Genomic DNA, 24,948 nt, shown 5'->3' on the forward strand with positions numbered 1-24,948 from the left:
TTTATATAATGAAACTCACTATTCGTCTGCTTCTGCTACTGATTGTAATTCCGCTTGTTGCAAAAGCCCAAAACACAATCACTGTCGGGTATGCCTTTAAATCTGCCTGCCTGGGCAACGTACATAAAATACCTGTGACTCTTTCGGGAAACTTTGCGCCAGACAACAAGTTTACGATTCAGATAAGAGAGACAGCCACCTCGCCAATCCTGGCTACGCTGCCGGCAACTTTGCAGAGTGAGAACATGGAAGTTACCTTCCGGGATTCGACCCTGTCGCTTTATTCATCGGTAGAATTCAGAATTGTTGCTTCATCTCCCAGCACTGAAAGTACATGGAGCAACACTACGATTCATACCAAAGGACGCATACAGCTTAGCCCGGCAATATCAGATACGATTAACCTCGGTGAAGAGTTACCGATCAAATTCATTACCAGAAGCAGCACAGAGGTGGATGTTACGCTTAACGATGGCTCATCTTTTGAGCTCACATCTTACTCCCCCTCCGACTACATAAGTTTCCATCAAATTAAGGCACACACCAACGAACCGTTCTATATTAAAACGGCCACGAACGATTGTGGCGCAATGCTCACAAGCGGTCAAATTAAGCCTGTTGCCAATCCGATTTCTATTCAAACCACTTCGACAAACGCCGCGAGTATCTGTGAGGGGAGCCAGGTCAGTATCTCGTATTCACTCGTCGGGCGCGTACTACCGGAAAACGGGAAATACAGAGTCCGCTTCCGATCCGTTCCCAATCGGTTTCGGCCAGAGAATCCATTCGTAGCTGAAGCACCAGCTGAACTAAAAAATGGCAGGATCATAACACACTTTCCCGAAAACCTGAAATTGAACACTCAAACCAGTTTCCAGGTAATGATACTTGCAGACGATCAGCAAATAGTGGGCTCTCCCGGCACTTATATCGTGACTGTTTACCCTAAACCAGCAGTTGATTTCTATACACCTGATCCGATAATCAACGTGGGAGATGAAACCCGCGTTGGCGTCATCTTTAAAGGAGTGCCACCTTTCTCTGCAGAACTTAGCGATGGTTCTGTCATATCAGCATCGTATACAGGAGAGGTATATCTCAATAAACAACCTGACAAGACAACCGCCTATACTATCAAATCTTTCTCAACAGGGTGTGGTATTACAAACCTTGCTGCCCCTAAAGTGATGACGGTTCGGGTACTTGATGGCATCGCCATGATGCGGGAGCAAAATCTTCAGATATACTGTGCAGGAAGTACCTCCAAAATTCGGATCAAAGCCAGTGGAAGTTATGGACCTAACACTTCCTATACCGTCCACGCCTACTATGGCCCTTCTAAACAATATAATTTTCCTGCAAGCAGAAACGGAGAGTACCTTGAATTCGTGATTCCGGAATTACCTGCCGGTACAGATCCTTCCATGTCTTATGATGGTCTGAATGGCTTTTATGTTTCCAGCAATAATCCGTCCCATCGATCTTCCCAATATGGCAATTATCTGATTCAGAGCAAGCCATCTATGGTCCCGTCGGAATATAATAAATATGTGTACGATGAACCACAACTTGTTCCCTTATCATTTAATATTTACGGAAAATGGCCCTTCAAAATTGAAGATGAAAAAGGTAACATTACTACAGTTCAAAATGACTGGTGGAGGCCTGAAATTTATCTGGATAAAACGAAAGAGTTCAAGATAAAATCAATTAGTAATTCCTGTTTTAAGACAGAAAACATTCCCCCGACCCGTATCACACTCACCAGCGACTCAGCACCAGGGCTTTATCTGGAGCCCTTAACGCCGGTGGTATGCTATAGCGACAGTATTGAAGTTACTTTTTCCGCTCCTGGAAACTTCACTCAGGAAAATTTCTTTCATATACAGGTGGCTATCAACTGTTGTAATTTCACCACTTTGAAAACTGTTCGCTCGGGTGGTACCTACAAAGTAAAACTACCAGCCGGCATGGAGGAGTACCCCCATCCTGTTTCATTTAAAGTGGTTTCGGTCAACCCTTTTTTTACTAGCGAGACGCGCCAGATTAAGGTGAACACACCATTGAAAAAATTTACCGTCTCCAGGGAAGGCTCAGAAAAAGAGCCTGTTCTGATGCTGGAATCTTCCGACCCCATGTTGTATTTCGGTGCATCCGGAGGAAATGTTACCTCCATAACCTATTTAGAAGATCTCACTGAAAAATCCGCTCAGTTTGAGAACCCCGATAACCTGGGTTTTAAAATTACTCCACCGGTTGGCAAAACAACTAAGTATACATTACAATCAATTACTAACAGTTGCGGAACACAATATGGCTCTGTTTCCACCTACGTGAAGGTCGTTCCATTTAAGATCCAATTACCAGGTTTTGTTACATCCAGAGATATATTTTGTAGTGGAAGCCAAATCAGTATTCCATTCGGTATTGAAAATGGCACTCTTGGTTCATCATCATTTTCCTTACAGATTTCCAAAAAAGATGAGATCAATTATCAAACTATTGCTTCTGTGGAAAGCTCAGGCATATTCAACACAAAATTACCATCAGACCTATCCGCGGGTGACTATAAAATGAAGGTGATCTCTTCCAGTGGTGCAGAGTCTAATGTGGTTAACTTTTATGTTGTTGTATTGCCGGGAGCTACCATTTCCAGTCCTCTTCCTCAGCCAATTTCAACAGAAAATAATACCTCTGTTGATCTGAAGTTAGACTTTACAGGCTCCAGTCCATGGACTGCCGTTTTTGAAGACAATAGCAGCCAGACCACAAACCTGAATCCTGACATAAGAAAAGCTTTGGTGAAGACGGGGCGGAATTTTGAGTTAAAAACTGTTTACAATATGTGTGGTTACGGTCCTGTATCAGGGTCAGTGGCGGTTAAAGTCAACGCTGCACTCAATGTATCGACATATGAGCAAACTGCCTGCAAAGGGAACAATTTCGTTCTTAATTATGAACTGGTCGGTGACGTTGACCTTTCTGATGACTACATCCGCTTCGAGCTCTTTGATCCTGCAACTTCGAAAAGCATATTGTTGGATAGTACAAAAATCAGACAAGGTAAAATAGAACTGAAGATACCCGTAAATCTCACAGGCAGTCATTATCAGATCAACTGCACAGTCCGGAACACTAAGCTTTCAACCCTAATATATATAGCACTGACACGTCCTGTGGAAGTCACTCTGACGGGAAATACAACTATCAACAATGGTGAGCGAACCCAACTTGCTGTCAGGAGTAACAGCGCGATTGCGGAAACGGTTAGCTATGTACTTTCCAATGGTAGCACAGGCAGTTTTGTAGGAGGAGGATCTGGTTTTTCATATATTGAAGTAAGGCCCGCTGTGACAACAACCTATACACTTTCTTCTGTATCCAACAGCTGTGGAGCTGGCAAGGTATCGGGTGTTGTTACAGTGGAGGTTAATCCGGAGAGTACCAAAACAATCGTTGTTAATGGTTTTTCTTCTAATTCAATGGGGCTTTGTACAGGCGACTCCCTGTTTGTCCAATTTACTGCCAGGGGAGCATTTACAGCAAATAACGCCATGACAATACAGTTGTCTGATACAACCGGGAAAAATTTCAGATCCCTTGTGACAAACGGCACGCAGTCGCCTTTACGGGCTCTGATTCCAAGTGACTTGTCTGCAGGAAAGCATTACCGTCTGCGCATAGTGGCTTCAGATCCCGGAACTGCCAGCAGTGCATATGCATATCCTTTTGTAGTTTCTAACAAGTCATCTGCTCATTTCGCCTCCGAATCCGCGCTTTACAATGGAATTGATAACCCTCTCGTGATCGTTTTGCTTGAAGGTGGAGGTCCCTGGCGATACGGATTGTCATCAGGGAATAGCAGTATTATTCAAACCAGATATAGCTCAAATGCTGTTGATTCCGTTTATTTGACACAGGCATCACCAGGCCAAACCTATACACTTGTGAATGTTTACAATGATTGCGGAGCGGGTACGGTTAAAAGTCCGGCGAGTATTACGGTTTCTGTTTTAACAGCAGAGCCCTCACCGGTTCGTCCCATGGTTACTTTTGGCCCCAACCCATCCAGCGACAAGGTGATTCTTAAATTTGCGTCCGCTGCATCGCGCAAAATCAAGCTGTCAGATTTGAGAGGCATTACACTTCAGACAAAACAAGCAACAGGAAAAGATGAAGAAGTAGATTTAAGAGCTCTTTCGCCAGGCATCTATTTAATAAATATTGAAGAGAAAAATGCCAGTACTGTTTTAAAGGTTATCAAGCAATGATTCCCCGAAACAGAATAAGAACCCATAGGACATTTCGGTAATGCAGGGCATGTACTTCGTATCGGCTTTCTGCTGTTCCATCTTCCACCAACACTGAGGACAAAGCAGCGGAAGTTTCAACTGAACAAATCCTTTATCGCCCTCTGTGCAGCATGATATCCGCACATACCATGTACGCCGCCTCCGGGAGGAGTTGAAGAAGAACAGATATAAATGCCTTTTGCAGATGTCCGGTATGGCGACAGGCTTAACACAGGCCGGCTATAGAGCTGCCAGATATCCTGAATTCCGCCATTAATGTCTCCGCCTATATAGTTAGGATTATATTCCTGCATTTGCATCGCATTCATGGTATGACGATGCACAATGGTATCTTTAAAACCGGGTGCGAACCTTTCTATCTGGTTTTCAATCGCAGCGGTCTGGTTTTCTATAGACCCATTGGGAACATGACAGTAACCCCAGGCTGTATGCTTACCTTGCGGAGCACGGGTTGCATCAAATACGCTGGGCTGAGCCAGCAGAACGAAGGGCTTTTGCTGATGTTTCCCCTCTGAGGTCAGCTGTTCCGCTGCCGCGATTTCTTCAAACGTATTACCCAGATGCACAGTACCTGCCTTTCGGCAATCCGCGTTAGTAAATGGAATTGGTTCACTCAGCGCCCAGTCTACTTTAAATACACCCATTCCATAGCGGTACTTTTCAAGCCGGCTTCGGTAAGACGGACTGAGTTTATCACCTGCAATACTTATAAGCTGTTTCGGGGTAACATCCAGCAATACGGCTCTGGCAGACGGAAGCTCCTGCAAAGATTTCACAAAATGGCCCGTTTCGAGTTGTCCTCCAATGGATAGATAATAGGCTACGAGTGCATCGGCGATTGACTGAGATCCTCCCTTCGGAATAGGCCAGTTTCCTACATGCGCTGCCGCCATCAGCATCAAACCTATGGCAGAAGTACTGATGTTGGTCAAAGGCTGAATGCCATGCGCTGCCATACCAGCCCACATACCTCTGGCTTCTTTGGTTTTGAAGCGGCCAGCCAGCCAGCTTGACGAGGTAAGTGCTTTAAGCCCGAATGAAGCCAGTGCCAACGGGTGAGTCGGAAAAGGGAAGGGTCCTAAAAGATCAGGAAGCAGTTTGGGCAAATCCAGAACTGTCTGTTCCATTAACCGAAGATAAGTCTCTTTGTCAACACCCAGACCTTGCGCAGTCTCATAAATTGAATGTTGCAGTACCGCTGCTCCACCACCATCGAAAGGGTGCGCTGCAGCCAATGTGGGATTCACCATTTGAAGCCCGAAATCCTTCAATGGTAAATCCGTAAAAAACGGGGACATGGTCGCCATCGGATGTACCGCAGAACAGATATCATGCACAAAACCAGGCAGTGTTAGCTCCTGAGAGCGCATACCACCACCAATTTTTTCTTTGCCTTCTATCAGCAGCACTGAAAGGCCTTGCCTGCGTAATGTGATTGCCGCCGCCAGACCATTTGGACCTGAACCTATCACGATTGCATCATACTGCTGATTTGCCACGCTGAAAATATTAGGATTAACTAGAATCTTGTCTTCTTACAAATATGTACCGGGGATTGCTCTAAAACAACGCAAAATCAAGTGGAACGGAAAAGTACCTGCCCGTCGCTCTGCAAATACCAGGCCGTAACCGGATTGAAATGATAACCCATATTTCCTCCGCGTGCAGCCAACAGCTGTTTATAAAATGGCTGAACATAACCTGTCTCATCCACAGCTCTGCTCATAATCTCAGTTGGCCCGCCATTCCATTGCCATAAGTAGCGAAAGGCAGTGAGCGACTTATCCAGAACTGGTTCCTGCAAAGCTGCTAGATGCCACGATTTGCCGGCGTCCGTACTTACCTCTACCCTGCTGATTTTCCCTCTGCCGCTCCAGGCTATCCCTCGGATTTCGATCCAGCCCTTTTCTACTCTTGCCGGATAAGACGGATAGGTAATGATCGAGCGCGCATCCATCGTGAAACTGAATTGCCGGATTTTGGCCGGCCCTACCTGTTCTGTGTACTTGGAAGTTTCTTCCCGGGTCATAAACGGCTGATCAGAGATCTCTATGCGGCGTATCCACTTAATACTGGTATTTCCTTCCCATCCCGGCAGAAACAAACGTGCCGGATAACCCTGTTCCGGTCTGACGGCCTCGCCATTTTGCGCATAGGCTATAATGGCATCTTTCCAGCCCTTGCTCATAGGGACGCTGCGCGTCATCACAGCAGCATCGCCACCTTCAGCCAGAAACCATGTAGCTTTCTCGCTGACCCCGACTTCACGGAATAGGGTCGATAGCGCTACGCCGGTCCATTCGCTCTGGCTGGTAAGACCACAAATATCCTGAGGTGTAATTTTACCATCATTCGCGCCCCGATAGTTACCAGAACATTCCAGAAAAGCAAGCCGCGATACCGAAGGGAAACGTTTCAGATCTGCCAAAGTAAAAACCATAGGCCTTTCTACCATACCATGAATTACTAATTCAAATTTGGCAGGATCAATCGCGGGCACACCTCCGTGATGTCTTTCATAATGCAGGTCCGAGGGTGTCAGCGTACCATACAAATCCTGCAAGGGTGTCCGTGATGACGTAGGCGACGGCTTTTTTACAGGCTGCTCAAATGACGAACGTGTACCTACGGTTCCGGGTAGCACGCCCGGAATCTTTGTTGGGTCGTCCAGCTCCGCCACCGACACTCCCGCCTGAAACGCTTTTCCAGTCGCTGTTTGTACTAATACTACTGCAGCTGTAGCCGCACCACCTAATAGTTTTCTTCTGCTGATTCGTCCGCTTAACGGCTTATCTTTCCCGATATCCATTTCGATAAAAATTACTTAACTACCGGACCATCTTCCCTGTCGTCAGGCACAAAATACTTCTTTGCCGGCATCACTATTTTCGGAAGTGTACTGGCATTCAACTCAGTCTTTTCGCTGATCAGGCCATTGGCATGTAGCAAATAAGCCGTGAGACTGTACACCTCTTCATCAGTTAATGAGCCGGGCTGGTTAAATGGCATGGCTCTGCGCACATAATCAAATACGGTAGTTGCATAGGGCCAGTAATTGCCAATTGTTTTTACTCTTCTGTTTTTTGCAGAAGTGGTATCGCCCAGCACTAGCCTGTCATTAGGTCCCTCAGTACCGGATGCTCCGTGACAAGCACTGCATTTAACAGCATAAATTTGCTTGCCAATTACCGCATTGCCTTTACCGGCCGGAAGCCCTTTTCCGTCGGGACGGACATCTATATCAATGGCTGCAATCTTTTCAGCAGATACAGGTTTTCCAAACCCAAAACGTTCCGGATAGTGTAAGGTATCAGTCCGCCTTGTTTCAAATGACACAGTTCCGGGATCAGTATGAGGAACGGTAGCCAGAAATGTCGCTGACGCTGCTGCGAGCAGAAACGGCTTAATCGTATTTACCAGCATTCAAAGTACTTTTTGACAATAAATAAGGTCTTTCTACACGGTTCAAAACCACATAAAGAGAATCTTTCTTTTCGTTTATTCCTTTCAGAATCACCTGAGAACCATCTGTGGTTGTATAGCTTAATGTCAGCTTGTTACGTTTGTCTTTCCGCGCTTTGCCAGCGAATTCACGATCACGGCGGGTTGAAGCTCCTCTCGGGTCGATCATACGGTTCTCATCTCCTATATTCGCCCATGCCTCTTTGCTGATCCAGTTGTTATCTTGGTTTTTCTCTTTTGGACCACCTTCGCCTTTACGAACCGCTGTATCACGCTGTCCTGTTCCCTGGCTCTGTCCCTGAGGACCCGCTCCAATGCCATCGCGATACCCGCCACGGTTATATTTGTCACGCAGATAGAGCACATGTTGGATCGTATCAGCATAATAATGAAAAACGCGTTGGCCCCCACCGGTACCGGTAAGTTCAAAAGTCCGCTCCACATCGCGCATCGGAGAGCCTCCGCCATTGGAAAGATCAAGTGCTGTAGGTTTATTGACTTTAAATGTGAGCGTGGTCCAGTTTTCAAAAGTGGCCCATTGCCAGCGAAGCGTATCTGTAGGCGAATAAGCTATTTCCTGATTGTTGATCTTAAACTCTGCTACTTCGTAATTTCCCCGAAGCGACTTTACACCTGCGGTTGCCGGTTGTTTGTAAGGATCATATCTGAAGTTGATGTACTGAAGATAGAAAAGAAAGAATACAAACAAACCGATCACACCAGCCTTCAATCCATAACGCACGTAACGCTGCCAGGCTTTGGGAAAGGATGGATAGAATTTGTACGGAACAGTAAATTTTTCCAATACCAAAAGTTTGTACAAAGCAGGAATATCTTTCAGCAATAGAAATGCAGCCAGCAAAACAAAGTACGAACTGTACACATGTACACCGCCATCATAGGCAAAGTTTACATACACGATGTCGCCCAACGCGCCCAAAAGCAGAATAGCCCCTAATGTGGTAGTACCTCTGAAAAACAGCAAGATCCCTGCCGCCAGCTCCACTACACCGGCAAAAACCTGATACCAGGGAACGATCCCTATCGAAAGCCAGTAGATTTTCTGTAAAGTGAAATCTCCGAAATTGGTATTCAGCAAACCAAGAGATGGGTAAGGCATTTGAGTGGGCAATAATTTGGTAAAACCAAAACCGATGATACCGATCCCCGCACGGTATCTGACCACCACACGAAGCCAATAGTAAAGCAGGTTGTACTGTGCTACTTCAGGCTTTTTAAGCTTTGCAATGCCCGTCCACACCAGTCCGCCGGCAATAGAAACCAGAAATGTGATGATCCACGTAGCATAACCGTTAAGAGGACTTCCAAAAATGGTTCTCCCGAACCAGTCCAGGCCGCTTCCAAAGCGCGCCACATCGTACAGATCGCGGTAATGCAGATGCGCCCAATAAAGTTCAAAGAGATTTTTATACCACTCCGGACTATTCGGAAGCGACATGCTGATGAAAAACAAAAAAGCTATACGAAAAGCTATTTTTTCAAACTCAGACCATACGCGCCCGTTTGCTACAGAATGGCTATTATCAGATGCGATCTGTCCGGGTGGTGTTTCCAGAACACCCGCTCCTTGATTGATGTTGATAGTTGACATATTATTGAAAATGATATCGTGACTATTAAAGCTTGAATTCTCCTCTGCGTCCTACCTTTTTAACTTCTTCGAACAGATATTTTTTCTGCACTTTGTCCAAAACCACATGAATTGAATCACGTTTTGCATTAACGCCAGACAGAAGAATGGTCGAGGAATCGGGGCGGCTGAGGTTCAAAATCAGTTGATCAGAAGGAGCAACCTTATTGGTAAGCGTCAACTTCCGGCCAGCTTGATCAAATGTGTAGGAATAATAGTGTCGGCCACCTGCCCCTGCCTGCTCAAAATTACGTTTCTCGTCTTCAGCGTGAATCTGTTCCTCCAACGCCTGATCTATTTTTTCAGGAGCACCGGAACGTACACTGATGGTTGCCCATTTTTCGAATACCACATCTTTCCATCTTACCGAATCCAGCGGCGAGTAGGGCAACTGCTGACCGTTTATAGAAAATTCTCTTACATTATATAGACCAGCTGTATTTTCAATCCCTGGTTTTTGCGGATAATGGTAAGGACTCTGGCGGTAACCTGCGTAAGTCTTCACTCCGTAGAGGAAAACAAAAATGAATATAAAGCCTGCTTTCAAAACAAGTCGGCCATATTTCTGCCATTCGGTGGTGAATATGGGATTAAAACGGTTAGGGAGTGTTGGCTGTTCCAGAGAAAGCACGCTGTAGAGTCTTTTGGCATCGAAAGCAAAAAGAAACAAAGCCAGCACGATCAGATAAAAACTATAAACATACTCGCCACCTTCGTAAGCCAGATTGGAAATAAAAACATTGCCTGTAAACGGAATGATAATCAGCGTAGCAATAGTTGTCGTTCTTCTGTGAAGCAAAAGCAAGCCGCCCAGAATTTCCACCGCGCCCAGAAAAGACTGGTAGTCGGGCACCACACCAAGGCTAAGTGCAAACAGTTTCCATGCCGACAAATCTCCGTATGCCGTATTAAGATTACTGATAGACGGAAAAGGTGACTGCAACGGAAAAAACTTGATAAATCCGTAAGCGATCAGCCCGACAGCCAGCCGGTAGCGAACAATCACTCTTAGCCAATAATAAAGCTTGTTGTATTCCTGACTTTCTTTGTCGCGGGTTCCCCAAAAGATACCACCTGCGACTGCAATTACCAGCACGACCAACCAGTTGGCAAAAGTATCAGACCCGTCGAAAAAGCGTGGAGAATACCTGGCCAAACGGAAAATATCCCCGTAACCGGGGTTCAGCCAGTTAATCTTAAACAAGTCTCTGTAGTATTTCCAGTCCAAGGGAACAGACTGAATAACAAAATAGATAAAAGCTATTCTAAAAGACGCTTTTTCAAGCGCCGTCCAGGAGCCGGCCTCTGCCAGTGTGGCAGAGCGGGTGTCCCGAACTTTCTGATCAATTGTAGTTGACATAGCTATATTGTTATGTGGTTCAGTAGCCAGGGTTTTGTTTCAAAGCTTTATCAGCCAGCAGCTGCTCAGCAGGAATCGGGAGCAAAAGCTTGTTGGGATCAGAAATGTTCAGAACAGCGGCAGCGCGCCCCGTTCTTACCAGATCGAACCATCGGTGAGGTTCCAAAGCAAACTCAATGCGGCGTTCATTTTCAATGGCCAATAGAATGGCATCTTTGCCTGATGGCGTTACACTGGCAATTCCCGAACGCTCGCGAACCGCGTTCAGATCGGATATGGCTCCGGTAGTGTTGCCCGTATTGGCACGTGCCTCAGCACGAATCAGATACAGCTCTGCAATGCGGATTACGAAAGTCGGGTCAGTGGCAGGGCTACGGTAATACAGATTCCCGTACCAGCGATTTTGATTGTCTTTTGCCACCAGCGCGCTTCTCGTTCCACCGATAGCCGGATTATTTACCAAAGCTACAAATGCGTCATTTGGTGCCCACTGGCGCGTCCCTCCGTTTTGTTGGGGCTGCCATTGTCCGCGGTGTGCATTGGTTTCGTTGATGCTATAAAAAATCTCAAATACAGATTCCTCCGTACCTCTGGCATCATTGGCAAAAAACGCATTGTAAGGCTTCACAAGTTTATAACCCGCATCGGCAATTACTTTATCTGCAAACTCCGCTGCTTTTACATAATTGTTCTGATAGAGATAGTACCTTGCTTTCAGCGCCCACACTGTTTTTCTCGTTGCTCTGAAGCGGTCTGTAGTAGAAGGAAGTAATGTTTCAGCCTGCTCCAAATCGGCAATCACCTGCGCGTACACTTCAGCCTGGCTTGCCCGCGCTATACCGCGGTTGTCCTGGGGAGAGAGTGTAGGTTTGGTAATAATCGGAACTCCACCCCATATACGTGCAAGATCAAAATAGGCAAGAGAACGCAGAAAATAGGCTTCGCCGATAATCTGATTTTTCAGAGCATCTGTCAGCAGCGGATCAGATACTGTAGGAACCTTGTCGATAACGTGGTTGATCCGGTTCAATGTCGTGTAAATACCACTCCAGACACTGGCGATCGTAGAGTTCTCAGCATTGACACTGTGATTAATAAACTCCTGCACCTGAGATTGGGAGCCTGTCCACTGGATATTATCTCCAGACAAATACCCGATCGACTGCAAATTAACGCTGTAATAACTTCTGAAGGAGTCATAAGCTCCGCGTATGGCGGTTTCAGAGGAAACTTTGTCGACAATGGTCTGCTGGTCAGAGATAGATGCTCTTGGTTCCACCTCCAGAAAATTCCCGCAGGATGCCAGAGAAAATGTCAGGGCTGTGGCTAGAAAATATTTGAATGCTTTCATGCAAAATTCGATTACAAAGTGATGTTTATACCAACCTGAACACTGCGTGGCTGAGGCGGCGTACCCAAGTCTATTCCTTGCTCATTCTGTCCGCTGCTTGAACTAGATTCGGGATCGAGCCCAGTGTACTTGGTGAGTGTGAAAAGATTAGCTCCTGTTACATACAATCGTAGCGCAGTGATTTTTCTTACCGGCACCGTATAGCCTATCGTCAGCGAGCGAAGTCTTAAAAATGAGCCATCTTCCAGCCAACGGCTACCACCGTCGCGGTAGTTATTTACATTCACTCCATCGGGACGGGGCACATCAGTGATATCGCCCGGCTGCTGCCAGCGGTCGTTATTACTTGCAAAAATAATCCTTGCTGCATCTCTTGCTCCACCTCCTTCGCCGAAGAACTTGTTGTGGTTATATACTTTATTGCCATATGAAAAAGCAAGGAAAGCATTCACATCGAAACCTTTGTAGGTGAAATTGTTGGTCAATCCTCCGAAGAACTTAGGCCAGATACTACCCACAATCTGACGGTCAGCAATCGTGATTCTGCCATCGCCATTTACATCTTCATAGACTGTATTTCCGGTTTGAGGATCTACATATAATTGTTTGTATACCCAGAATGAATAAAGCGGATTACCCTGCTGCTGAAGAATCAGGCTGCGGCTTCCATATTCAAGCGGGTTTTCCAGACGCTCAATCTTGTTTTTGTTTTGAGAGATATTAAAGCTGGTATTCCAGGTAAAATCTTTTCCCTGAAAATTGACCGAATGAATCGCCAGCTCAAAACCTTTATTGCTGATCTCGGCAGCATTGCTTCGGTAGGTGGCAAACCCGGTTGTTCCCGGCAAAGCCAATGAAAGCAGACCGTTGCTTGTATTTTTGCTGTAAACGTTAAACTCCAGACCAAGCCGCTCATTGAAGAACGATATGTCGGTTCCAATGTTAAACTGGTTGGTTCTCTCCCATTTCAGATTGGGGTTCCCAAGCTGCTGAGGCGCGATACCTGCACCACCCTGGTAAGATGAACCGCCACTCCAAAGACCGAGTGCTGCAAAGCTCCCCAATCCGTTTTGGTTACCGGTAACACCGTAGCTTGCCCTGATCTTAAGGTCGCTCAAAAAGCTGACGTCTTTCAGGAAATTCTCCTGCTTTACGCGCCATGCACCTCCAACCGAAGGAAAGTAACCCCAGCGATTGTCAGCCCCGAAGCTCGAAGAACCATCTGCACGGATACTGAAATCAATCAGATAACGTCCGGCATAATTGTAGTCAATTCTTGAAAAGAACGAAGACAAATTATTCTTTGACCAGGATGAAGATCCGGTTGTGGTAGCTGCCGAAGAAACCAGTGTGAACGCGTTATTGGCAAACCCCCTGCCGGTAGAAGAGGTACCGGTGATAATATTACTTTGAATCGTATTACCGATCAGAACACCCAGGGTATGCCTTGTGCCGAATTTCTTGCGATAAGAAAGTGTCTGTTCGTTGATCCATGTTGTAGCCTGTGTATTGGCTGCTGTCGCCAGACCATTCGGACTACCTGATATCAGGAATGTATTCCAGTACTCATTTTCATCATAGTTATTAAAGTCCAACGACCAGCTTGATCTCAGCTTCAGGTTTGGAAGCAGATCCGCTTCAGCGTACAAATTCCCGATATACCTCAAACTTACTGCTTTCACATCATAATGCTGAAGCAGCAGATCCACGTTATCAAAACCCGCACGCCCTACAAGCTCGCCGTTTTCATTGTATGGAGATAAATAGGTAGGAGTGTGCAATGCTGCCTGCAAAAGTCCACCTGCTGGTCCGTCTCCGGCTCTGGCCTGGTTTCTGAAAGTTCTCGAAAAAGTATTGCTGATACCAACCTGCACTTTATCAGATATTTTCTGATCCAGATTGAATTTCAAACTGGCACGGTTGAAATCTATAGGCCTTAGAATCGACTCCTGGCCGCTGTAGCCTGCACCAAGGTAATATTTGGTTGTAGCTGTTCCGCCTGCTACAGAAAGATCATAGTTTTTCAAACTGGCTGTTCTGAAAACCTGATTTAGCCTATCGTAGGTTTGCTGCTCCGAAGGTAAGCCGCGCCCGCCTTCAGAGACCGGACGAAATGGCCGGTTTGCTTCAGTTCTGTTCAATGATGGCGTGTCCTTACCTGTGTTAATCCACCATTCATTCACCAGCTGCGCATGTTCAGGTCCTGTTGTCAGTTCCCACAATTTCGCAGCTTTCGCTATCCCGTGTGATACGTTCAGGTTCACTCTCGCCTTCTGATTGAACTTACCTCTTTTAGTCGTAATCAGAATAACACCATTGGCTCCACGGGATCCGTACAATGCCGTTGCTTCGGCATCTTTCAGTATTTCAAGACTTTCGATGTCTGCAGGATTGATATCTGCAATCGGGGAAGTTGCCTTACCTCCGGTACCGACCGTTTGCAAGCTGTTGCTATTGATAAACACGCCATCAACCACATACAATGGATCATTATCTGCATTGATAGATGTCGCCCCACGCACCCTGACGGTGACCGTCTCCCCGGGTACACCTGTGTTGGATGTAATCTGCACGCCGGGCACTTTTCCCTGTAGCTGGGCATCGAAACTACCAACCGGAATGCTTTTAACATCAGTCGGATCCACCTTCGCAATAGAGCCGATCAGATTTTTTCTTTCCTGCGTTCCATATCCTACAACCACTACTTCGCTAAGCTGATGCTGATCCGCTGATAGTTTAATATCCAGAGTAGATTGAATACCTACTTTCACCTCCCGGGTTACATAGCCAACATAAGAAACGACCAGCACTGCACCGGGCTGGTCTACATTAATTTCATAATTGCCTGATTCATTGGTGAGTGTACCGCGGGAAGTTCCCTTCACCACAATACTTACGCCCGGGATACCTTCTCCGGCATTGTCTGAAACTTTTCCTTTCACAGAAATTACCTCCGCAAATGCACTATTGGCTACTGTAAGAAAAAAAATAAATAGTGAGGTTAGAATAATCTTGACGGGGGTCAGTATCCGCACAACGGATATTGACTCCTTAGGAGTAAAATGCATACATTTGTCAGATTTAATTTTGGACGATTAGATCAACTTCCGCTCTGTCCTACCGATGTTCCAGATCGGTAACCGGCAGAGCGGTTTCTTTACTACGGGATTTTAAGTTGCCGGGACAGGACAAATCAGCAACAACAGCGAAGACAACAATTCATGGGGATAAGTAACTTCATCAGGGGTTCAGTTTTTATAACATTTTTAACTCTACTTAACTAATAGACAAAGTAAAGTTATTAAAATCAAAATGACAAATATCATTTTATAAAAAGCATAAAAAATGACTGACACAGCTGCCAGCCATTTTTATGTTTTCTTTCTTCTGTCATTGACCACCTTTCTCAGTACAACAGTGCATTACCTGATTTCATCTGTAACTTCATAGCCCTTCTTTCTCAGGTGCGCCATAATTTGCTGTCTGCTTGTGAGCTCGCTGCTATAGGTAAGCTCAACAGAATCTCTGTTGAATGTAATCCGCTTTGATTTGATCCCGTTCACTTTGGAAAGCTCACCTTTGAGTGCTGCCTGGTCAAATTCACCGGAAACCAGCAGGGTCATCTGTCTGTGTGTCTGAAACATTTTGAACTGCTGTTCTGCCAGTCGCTGATTTTCAGTTTTGAATGGTTCGGTATATCCAATCAGGAGCCCTGCCCCTACCACTGCGAGGCTCAACTTGCCCATCAGCAAACTCCTGCGGCTATGGTAAACCCGGATACCGGTGTAATGACTCAACAGACTTACCAGAATATACATTAAAAGCATCACCTGAAATGTCGTAATCAGTGGTTTGTACTGATTAAGGATCTGAAAACCGGAAGAAGAACCGATAGCTACCGAGAAAAGAGGAAGAACACAACATCCTATATGTAAAGAACTTATCAGAACGGAAAACGAAAAAGAATAAATGGTGCGGCCAAACATAAACTTAAACAGGATTGTTTATTTCAATCATTTTTTTATTATTTGCAACATTGTTGCATTTAAAGAAGTTCATTGTTTATGAAAACCATCGGAAAGATATTTATCCTGTTTTTTGTCATCGCCACCTTCGCCTGTTCATCACAACAAGACAAAAGTGATGTACTCTCGGAAGCCAACCGCGTTCATTTACTAGCCTCAGAAATCCATCATCGTCTGGAAAATCAATTGGATTCCGCTAAAACGGCCACGCATGATTCCTTCAGGATCAAAATGCTTGACAGTTTGAGCAACCTTGTGGAATTGTGGGAAGAATCCATGATCGAAGTTCCCGGATTTGAGCATGAACACGACCATAGTGGAGAACATCATCATCATAAACCGGCTCCTTCAATGACGGATGAATCCATGCTGGAATACCAGCAAAACGCGCATACCGCCATACGTGAACTGGAAAAATCATTCAATGACTTAAAGTTGTGACCGTTGTTATGCAATCAATTACACATCTGATCGGCTCAGTTATACTTGCTTACGGAATGCTGTCCGGCACTCCGCCTGTTGCTATTGACTGGAAAAGACTCACAGACGTCAAGTTCACGAGAAAGCTCAATTCTGAATTGAGTATGTATTTTCTTTATCCCACTTTCGGCCCGTCGGTACAGGCTTTAAAAGGCAAACAAATACAAATTCGCGGCTACATGATTCCTGTTGATGAAGAAAACAACATCTATGTAATCTCTGCCAAGCCCATGGCCATGTGCTTCTTCTGCGGAGGGGCCGGGCCTGAATCCATTATAGAATTGCAACTCAAAAACAGAAAACAAAGATTCAAGACTGATGATGTAAGAACGGTCACAGGACGGCTTGTTTTGAATCCTGCCGATGTGGAGCACCTGAACTATATTCTCACCGGTGCTGAGCTTGCTGACTAGCCCTGCTGCCGGACAACTTCACCAACACCCGCCCTGCAGCGGGTGTTTTTTATTCTTATGTTTACAAAAAACCTCAAAATGAAAGAGTACCTTTCTTCGATTTGAAAGTATAAAAGATTCAACAATTAAGTTTTAGCAGAATTATAGTTAGATTAGACCAACAATTTACTTCTCTAAAAATTACCACACATTAACTCACTAAAATTCCGGCGCCATGAAACATCATTACATTTCAGTAAAATTCCGCTTTTTAATCCCCCACCTGAAGCAAGACTTCAAATCGCAGGCAACGCGAATATTCTTTTTCCTGGCCCTTTTACGTTAACGCTACCGTAAATGCAACTTTCAAAATATCAGGCGCATAGAAATTGATTTCTATGTTGCAGGATGCTCATTTCCCAATTCTTTTAAATCAGTATTCACCTACCTTAAAATTCGATGACCATGAAGAAAAAAGTACCCTTACTCTTACTGTATTGTATGCTCCTTGGATGGGGAGCCTTCGCACAGATTACCGTTTCAGGAAAAGTCAGTGATGCCACCGGTGGTTCGTTACCTGGTGTGAGTATCGTAGTGAAAGGCACTACCACAGGCACTACCACCGATCAGGAAGGTAAATTTGAAATATCCAATGTCCCATCAACCAATTCTGTACTCGTTTTTTCATTTGTTGGTTATCTGAGCCAGGAAGTGACGGCAGGTAATAGAAAATCGCTTGCCATTACAATGGCTGTTGATGACAAACAGCTGAATGAAGTTGTCGTAATTGCCTATGGAACAGCCAAAAAGAAAGATCTTACGGGAGCTGTTTCCACACTGGACTCCAAAACAATCGCCGTTCAGGCCAATTCAACGGTCACAAGAGCATTGGAAGGAGTTGTACCGGGTGTGCAGGTCGCTTCTGTAGATGGCCAGCCCGGTTTAGACATGGGTATTCGTCTCAGAGGAGCGGGTTCCACCAGTCAGAACAGCTCAAATGCACTGATCGTAATTGATGGAGTCCCCGCAGAACATGCCAACGCGCTTTCTTCTATTAACCCGAAGGATATTGCCAGCATCAGCGTTTTGAAAGACGCTGCCTCTACGGCCGTATATGGATCAAGGGGAGCTAACGGTGTGGTTCTTGTCACTACCAAACGAGGAACAGCAGGAAAAACCAGGATCTCATTCGAAGGCCGCTGGGGTGTTAACTATGCTGGTGCACTTAAATATGATAAAATCACAGACGCGAAGGATATCTACGAGTATGCCTGGCAAGCCATTTACAACTCTGTCAGATACGGTGTGGCTGGGACAGCTTCCACGAACGGCACGAATACAACAAACCTGAAAAATCCGAATATGTCTCATGAAAGTGCAGCTGAGTTCGCCAGTGCGCATTTATTTGATTACACAGGATCAACAACTACTTTCCAAACCAACCTGCTTGGCAACTGGATGCTCTACGATGTACCGGGCGCCGTATATACACCAACGGGATCGGGAACACAGGCAAGCTCAACCATGTCGGGTGCTTATCTGGTGAACCCTGATGGAAAACTGAACCCCAATGCGAGAAAATTATTCGATGCAGGCAGTTATGACGACTATTTTCTGGAAAAGAAACTACGCCAGGAATATAACATTACTGCAAGTGGAGGCACGGAAAAAATCGACTACTTTACTTCACTGGGCTACCTGGAAGATCCTTCGTACATAAGAGGATCTAAATTTGGCAGATACAATGTCCGCTCCAACGTGAATGCACAGCTCTATGACTGGATCAAAGTCGGTGCCAACCTGGGCTACACCAACAGAACAACCCAATCTCCCGCCACACGCTTTGGTCGTAATCCGGGATCGGCGACAGCGAATGTATTCCGCTGGATCAATGGGCAAAGTCCGCTTATATCCCTGTTTGCCAGAGATCAGCAGGGGAATATTAAGAAGAACCCGGACGGCACTGACATGGTACACGTCAAATTGGGCGATACCTATTCGCCTGTAGGACAGACTAAAATCCCTACTTCCGAGGCCAATCTGATCAAACTACTTGATGACGATATTGACACACGGGCTTCGAATGACCTTAACCTGAAAGGATATGCAACTATCAGCTTCCTTAAAGATTTCAGCTTCACTGCCAATATCTCCTATGATCGTTTTTCCGAAACGCGTACACGCTACGGAAATAGTGGTACGGGTCCTTATGTGAAAGTCGGTGCATTTGGAAAAACCTACCAAAACGTTGCAGTGCTGGATGCACAGCAGCTACTGAACTGGAGCCACACTTACGGCAGGCACTCGCTCACAGCTATGGCTGGCCATGAGTACTATCAGTATGATCTTGACAATCTTAACTATAACTCTGCATACGGACTTATCGACGGATTTCCGGCTTACGCCAATTTTGCCGGCCGCTACACCGGCGGAACTTTCCCTAATCCCGGCGGGGACATTATTAAGACTGCCATGGAAAGTTACTTTGGTCGGCTAAGCTATATTTTTGATGAGAAATATTACCTGGAAGCATCGCTGAGACGAGACGGTTCGTCCAAATTCAAACACCGTGAAAACCGCTGGGGAACATTCTGGTCTGTCGGCGGAGGCTGGAGAGTAACTGCCGAGGAATTCATGAAGGGAACCAACTCCTGGCTTAATGATATGAAAATCCGGTCGAGTTACGGTATCATCGGCAACCAGAGTGGGATTGCCAACTATTCGGGTTATCAGTTGTGGAGTTACGGTGCGACCTACACATCAAGTACAGCGGGTAGCGGTATACCGGCATCAGTTACACTTACACAGGGTGCATTTGTCAACGACGGTTTGACCTGGGAGAACACCAAAACGCTGGATGCCGGAGTGGATTTTACACTCTTCAAACGTGTCCATGGTTCATTCGACTGGTACAATAAGCACACCGTCAATGCGGTCTATAACCAACCCATTGCCTATTCAATGGGACAGGGAAGCCTTATCAAAAACTCCGCAGGAATACGTAACCGGGGGATTGAAGTAGATGTCAATTTTGATGTAATTAAAACAAAAGACATCAACTGGACAGTGGGACTAAACGGGACGCATTACACCACCGTACTTACGAAGGTTCCACCGGGAGTTGGCTCAGCTGAACTAAACGGAAACTGGACTGCCGGTGTGGACGGATGGGCTGCAGGCGGTGGAGCTTCTACGGCTGAGATAGCGTACCTGCGCGGCGTTGGTAAAGATTACTACAACATGTACTTCTTTAAGTATGGAGGAGTAGATCCTAACAGCGGACTTCCCTTGTTCCACCACAGAGTTACCCAGGCTGACCATACAGCAGGGAAATTTACAGAAACTCAGATCGGGTCTGATATTAAAACAACCGATTACTCCCAGGCCAGCAGATACGAAATGGGAAGTGCCCTGCCGAAATGGATTGGAGGTTTTACCACATCCTTCCGTTACAAACAGTTTGATTTTTCAGCCATCCTGGCCTATCAGATCGGTGGTAAATTCCTTAGTGTGGAGTACGCCAACTCACTCTACCGGAACTCGAACATCGGAAGCGCATTGTCAGCTGAATTGGTAGGCAACACCTGGACTCCCGACAATCCCAATGCCAAATTCCCTATGGTTTTGTATCCAACAAGCTATTACACTGACGGTGCCACCATGGGAAGCTGGATGTACTCCGATCTGGCTCTTTTTAAGGCGTCTTATCTGAATGTAAAAAACCTGTCTATTGGCTATAATGTTCCTACTCGCCTTCTCGACAAGTTCAAAGCAAGCAATTTCAGGATATTTGCTTCAGCAGATAACATTGCCATGTTCAGCGGACACTCCGGTTTCGATCCACGCATGTCTCTTGTGGGTGGTCTGGAAGTAGGTGCTTATGCCTACCCCTACATGAGTACAGTATCTATGGGTGTAAACCTTTCATTCTAAAAACCTTAACCGACATCAAAATGAAAAAGTATATAATTATGCTTGCAGCCGCCCTCACACTGGGTTCCTGCGCGGACAAACTTGATATAACGCCGCCAAATAATATTACCGATGAACAGATTCAACAGCTACTGGCTTCGGGTAATGAAGAATCCATCAGGCTGGTGATGGGCAGTATGGCCAACAACATGCCGCTGATGTTCAATTATGCCGGAACAAGCGGTGTAGGTAATGCAGATATGTATTACAGCAATCAGGGTATGGACATGATGCGAAGCCTGCAAGGTAACGATATGGTTCTTGGTGACGTCTCCGGACTTTCTGCTTTGGTGGGAGCACCTGAATACGGCTTTGATAACTTCATTTCCGCTAATTCTAACAAAAATGTAGTTTATTGGAACTACGGGTGGACGTGTATTAATCAGGCTAATAAAATGCTTAATTTTCTTTCCGACCCTGTTGTAGGTATCAATAAATTCCTGATGGACTACAAAGCACGTGGGTTGGTTGTGAGGGCTTATGGGTATAACTACCTGATGGAAAATTACCAGAATGCTTATTTACAGGGTGGCAATGGTAAGCTAGGTGTCATGCTTTATGATATGTTCTCTCCTACCCAACCTGGTAAGCCTCGTTCTACAGCTGCGGAAACCTATGCTTTCATTAAAGCAGACCTGAACAATGCCATTCGCCTTTTTACCGAGGCAGGTATCGGTCACACAGCTGACCTGACAGATATCGACCTTGCAGTAGCCAATTTTCTGTTGGCAAAAGTTTCTATCTGGACGGGCGATTGGAATACAGCCATCACGGCCTGTAACACCATTTTGGATAAATACCCGACCCTGATGAGCGAAGCTCAATATGGAGGAAAGAATACCGGTACAGCCACCAACCCTGTATACTTACCGGAAACCAACGGATTTCTCAATAATGCATCTAATCCGGAAGTGATACTTGGCTTTCCAGTCGGGATTTCCAAGACATACCTCAATGCCTATACCAATCCTTTTGGTGAAGGAAATGGCGGAGTGCTGAGAAATTACAAACGAATAGACAACCGGCTTTACGAAAAAATTGCTGCCAATGATTATCGTAAAACATGTTTTATGGAAAAGGATTTTGGCGACTATACTTATCCAAGAAACAGCACCAAAGCTTTTATACCCGCCTACACCAATACAAAGTTCGCTGCCACACACGGACTTGGCAGTACCAACAAAGTGGAAGTAGGTACCGTAACATGTTACTACATGCGTACTTCGGAAGTATTATTGATGAAAGCAGAAGCGCAGGCACAGCTTAACAATGCCGAAGAGGCAAAGACAACGCTTAACAAATTGCTTGCTGCGAGAACAAAAACCGGCACCACTGCACTTACCTGTGACACATATCCGGCGATGGCAGGTTTGTCCGCTTTACAAATGGTATATCTGCAGACACGTATAGAATTATGGGGTGAAGGCGGCCGTGAGTTCTACAACAATAAGAGATGGAATATCCCTGTTGACCGCGCCAGCTCTTCAAACCACATCGCTAAAATGACTTATCCTGTCGCCAATATGACGCTTCAGATTCCTGAAGACGAATTACTATACAATCCGCTGGCTGTACAAAACTAGCTTGCCTGAGATTAACCAAAGGAGGTGATCGCCCTTGCGCGGTCACCTCCTTTTTGCTACCTGCCGGATCTGTGAAAAGTAATTTGAGAATGATACAAGTAGCATTACAAATATTAGAATCACGTTCGGATTCACACTATATTGAGCTAATTTGCAATTCTGTCACAGCAATCGAGGTTTCTGTACCACTCATTTTTACCACATCCGAAGCCGGCTTAACATTGTGAAAAAACAAAAACAATGATGAAACTAAACCGACTCGAATTCTGGATTGCAACTGCAGCAAGTGTGCTTGTCCTGTCTATCAACTTACCATCGGTGTATAGCGGATCAGATGATTTCTTTCTGCGCAGCGTACTACCTCCTATTTTAACCGTGTTGGGAATATACTTTGCGTTTCTGGTGATCAATAATGAAATCGTATTTCGCAATCTACCCGATAGTAACTGGAACAAAATGGGCTGGCAATCCACGGCGGTGATGATAATGTTACTGGCCGTGTTAACGACCGCAGATCAAATCTACAGGCCTGGCAAAAGTTTTGAACACAGCATTTTCGAGCAACTCTTTGTTACTTTTTGGATTGGAGTAACCTTTGCTTTTTATATCATTATCAAATACTATTTGATCCAACTGAAAATTTCGCAGCAGACCCGACAACGCAAATTTGTTATCGAGATGTTGTATGTTGCCGGAGTATGGCTGGTAGTATTACTCTTATTGATCGCAAATGATAACTCTCACTTTGGTCCGATTTGGATAACTGCCATACCTTTCGGTATTCTCATTTACTTTTTGAATCGATACTGGTTATTACCAGACTATCATGCAGATTCCTCTCAAACCGTTCTGTTTGGTTTGCGCCTGGCGGCTACAGTCGTGGTGTTATGGATCATCTTTTTTCTGATCCGTGAAGCCGTTACGCATGGAGTGTCTACCACATCCTACGTGATGTTGACAATCTTTGCATTTTTCTGCTCCATGTGCATAGCCGTGTATGCTCATCAGCAAAGTTTACAATCTCAGCAGGTACATTCTCTGAAAACCGAACTGGGCAGATCATCCGCAGACCTGCAACTTCTACGCTCTCAGATCAATCCACATTTCCTTTTCAATATCCTCAACACGCTTTATGGTACAGCGATACAAGAAAGTGCAGACAGGACCAGCGAAGGTATTCAACGGCTCGGTGATATGATGCGCTTTATGCTGCATGAAAATACTCTTGAATTTATTCCTGTTGTTCGTGAAATTGACTATCTGAAAGACTACATTCATTTGCAATCCCTTCGCATTGCGCATTCACCACAGATTGCTATTCAAGTCAATATCACGAACGATCCCTGTCACCACGTGATCGCCCCTATGCTACTTATTCCTTTTGTAGAAAACGCCTTCAAGCATGGCATCAGTCTGCAAAATCCCTCATGGATTACTATGACAATGCATTGTGAAGACAACCGTATTGATTTTGACGTGCATAACAGCATCCACGTGCGTCAGGAAAATGATACTGAAAAATTCCACGGAGGCATAGGACTGGAGAACGTAAAACAACGGCTCCAACTTTTGTATGCGCAAAAACACGAACTGATTATCCGGGAATCAAAAACAGAGTATTTCGTACACCTTACGGTATTTGTTTAAATGGACATGATCACAGCCATAGCTTTAGACGACGAACCTGTTGCACTTGATATTATCGATAATTTTGCGCGCAGAATATCTTTCATAGAACTCGCAAAAACATTTACCAATGCGCTGGAAGCGGACCGGTTTATAAAAGAAAATAGAATTGACCTTCTGTTTCTTGATATTAAAATGCCGGATATTTCAGGGATGGATTTCTATCAGCAACTTCCTTATCGTCCTTTGGTGATATTCACTACGGCTTATCAGCAGCATGCTGTGCAAAGCTACGAGCTGGATGCGCTCGACTACCTTCTTAAACCGTTTTCCTTTGAAAGGTTTGAGAAATCCTGTCGTAAAGCGAAGGAAATGCTGACATTGCAACAATCTGCTATTGAAGAAGATCAGGTACTGATTCTGAAGTCAGGTTACGAACAGATTCGCGTTGCTACCCGGGAGATTATTTACATAGAAAGTGCAGGAAACTACATGACTTTCACCCTGGTATCGGGTAAGGTTGTTACCCGGCTTACTGTTCAGCAAGCACTCGCTATGTTGCCCGAAGCTGACTTTGTGAGGGTTCATCGTTCTTTTATTGTTTCCAAAAGCCGGGTTACAGGTATACAAAAAGGGCAGCTCAGGCTCGACAAGCACCTGATCCCGGTTGGCAACATGTATGCAGAACAACTCAATTTACTGCTCCAACCGTAAAAAAACGGGCTGCCTGGAT

Annotated in this window: 15 protein-coding genes; 7 read left to right on the top strand and 8 right to left on the bottom strand. The window is 45.3% G+C overall.

Going from position 1 to position 24,948, the window contains the following annotated elements; translation table 11 throughout:
- Positions 1-8 precede the first annotated feature (8 nt).
- The gene (locus DSL64_RS13125) at positions 9-4,271 is read left to right on the top strand and encodes a T9SS type A sorting domain-containing protein (RefSeq protein ID WP_158547915.1); all 4,263 of its coding nucleotides are present in this window, start codon (positions 9-11) and stop codon (positions 4,269-4,271) included.
- 116 nt (positions 4,272-4,387) lie between these two features.
- Here DSL64_RS13125 and DSL64_RS13130 read toward each other — a convergent pair whose 3' ends face one another.
- The 8 genes from DSL64_RS13130 to DSL64_RS13165 form a co-directional block, all read right to left on the bottom strand.
- Complete coding sequence (locus DSL64_RS13130; protein ID WP_115831367.1) at positions 4,388-5,812, bottom strand: phytoene desaturase family protein; 1,425 nt, start codon at positions 5,810-5,812, stop codon at positions 4,388-4,390.
- Between the two features lie 77 nt (positions 5,813-5,889).
- Positions 5,890-7,122, bottom strand: coding sequence for a sulfite dehydrogenase (soxC, locus tag DSL64_RS13135; protein ID WP_115831368.1), 1,233 nt, complete (start codon positions 7,120-7,122; stop codon positions 5,890-5,892).
- Between the two features lie 11 nt (positions 7,123-7,133).
- On the bottom strand, positions 7,134-7,736 hold the full coding sequence (locus tag DSL64_RS13140; RefSeq protein ID WP_115831369.1) for a c-type cytochrome: 603 nt from the start codon (positions 7,734-7,736) through the stop codon (positions 7,134-7,136).
- Positions 7,717-9,387, bottom strand: coding sequence for a hypothetical protein (locus DSL64_RS13145; protein ID WP_115831370.1), 1,671 nt, complete (start codon positions 9,385-9,387; stop codon positions 7,717-7,719). Before DSL64_RS13145 ends, DSL64_RS13140 begins: the two co-directional genes overlap by 20 nt.
- Positions 9,388-9,412: 25 nt before the next feature.
- The gene (locus DSL64_RS13150; RefSeq protein ID WP_115831371.1) at positions 9,413-10,786 is read right to left on the bottom strand and encodes a DoxX family protein; all 1,374 of its coding nucleotides are present in this window, start codon (positions 10,784-10,786) and stop codon (positions 9,413-9,415) included.
- Between the two features lie 19 nt (positions 10,787-10,805).
- Positions 10,806-12,137: a RagB/SusD family nutrient uptake outer membrane protein gene (locus tag DSL64_RS13155; RefSeq protein WP_115831372.1), complete on the bottom strand. Its 1,332-nt coding sequence runs from the start codon at positions 12,135-12,137 to the stop codon at positions 10,806-10,808.
- Positions 12,138-12,148: 11 nt separating this feature from the next.
- Entirely contained in the window at positions 12,149-15,205 is a 3,057-nt protein-coding gene (locus DSL64_RS13160) for a SusC/RagA family TonB-linked outer membrane protein (protein ID WP_115831373.1), read from the bottom strand.
- Between the two features lie 354 nt (positions 15,206-15,559).
- Complete coding sequence (locus DSL64_RS13165; protein ID WP_115831374.1) at positions 15,560-16,123, bottom strand: hypothetical protein; 564 nt, start codon at positions 16,121-16,123, stop codon at positions 15,560-15,562.
- Between the two features lie 78 nt (positions 16,124-16,201).
- Here DSL64_RS13165 and DSL64_RS13170 point away from each other — a divergent pair, with 78 nt between their 5' ends.
- The 6 genes from DSL64_RS13170 (at position 16,202) to DSL64_RS13195 (ending at position 24,929) form a co-directional block, all read left to right on the top strand.
- Positions 16,202-16,603 carry a hypothetical protein gene (locus tag DSL64_RS13170; RefSeq protein WP_115831375.1) on the top strand — a complete coding sequence of 134 codons (402 nt, stop codon included), beginning with the start codon at positions 16,202-16,204 and terminating at the stop codon, positions 16,601-16,603.
- 8 nt (positions 16,604-16,611) lie between these two features.
- Positions 16,612-17,055 carry a DUF3299 domain-containing protein gene (locus DSL64_RS13175; RefSeq protein ID WP_229217074.1) on the top strand — a complete coding sequence of 148 codons (444 nt, stop codon included), beginning with the start codon at positions 16,612-16,614 and terminating at the stop codon, positions 17,053-17,055.
- A gap of 444 nt (positions 17,056-17,499) precedes the next feature.
- Entirely contained in the window at positions 17,500-20,967 is a 3,468-nt protein-coding gene (locus DSL64_RS13180; protein WP_199539387.1) for a SusC/RagA family TonB-linked outer membrane protein, read from the top strand.
- Between the two features lie 20 nt (positions 20,968-20,987).
- Positions 20,988-22,589: a RagB/SusD family nutrient uptake outer membrane protein gene (locus DSL64_RS13185; protein WP_115831377.1), complete on the top strand. Its 1,602-nt coding sequence runs from the start codon at positions 20,988-20,990 to the stop codon at positions 22,587-22,589.
- A gap of 240 nt (positions 22,590-22,829) precedes the next feature.
- On the top strand, positions 22,830-24,236 hold the full coding sequence (locus tag DSL64_RS13190) for a sensor histidine kinase (protein ID WP_115831378.1): 1,407 nt from the start codon (positions 22,830-22,832) through the stop codon (positions 24,234-24,236).
- A 6-nt stretch (positions 24,237-24,242) separates the two neighbouring features.
- On the top strand, positions 24,243-24,929 hold the full coding sequence (locus tag DSL64_RS13195; RefSeq protein WP_199539388.1) for a LytR/AlgR family response regulator transcription factor: 687 nt from the start codon (positions 24,243-24,245) through the stop codon (positions 24,927-24,929).
- Positions 24,930-24,948: the final 19 nt, after the last annotated feature.

This window comes from Dyadobacter luteus (assembly GCF_003383615.1).
Lineage (GTDB): Bacteria > Bacteroidota > Bacteroidia > Cytophagales > Spirosomataceae > Dyadobacter > Dyadobacter luteus.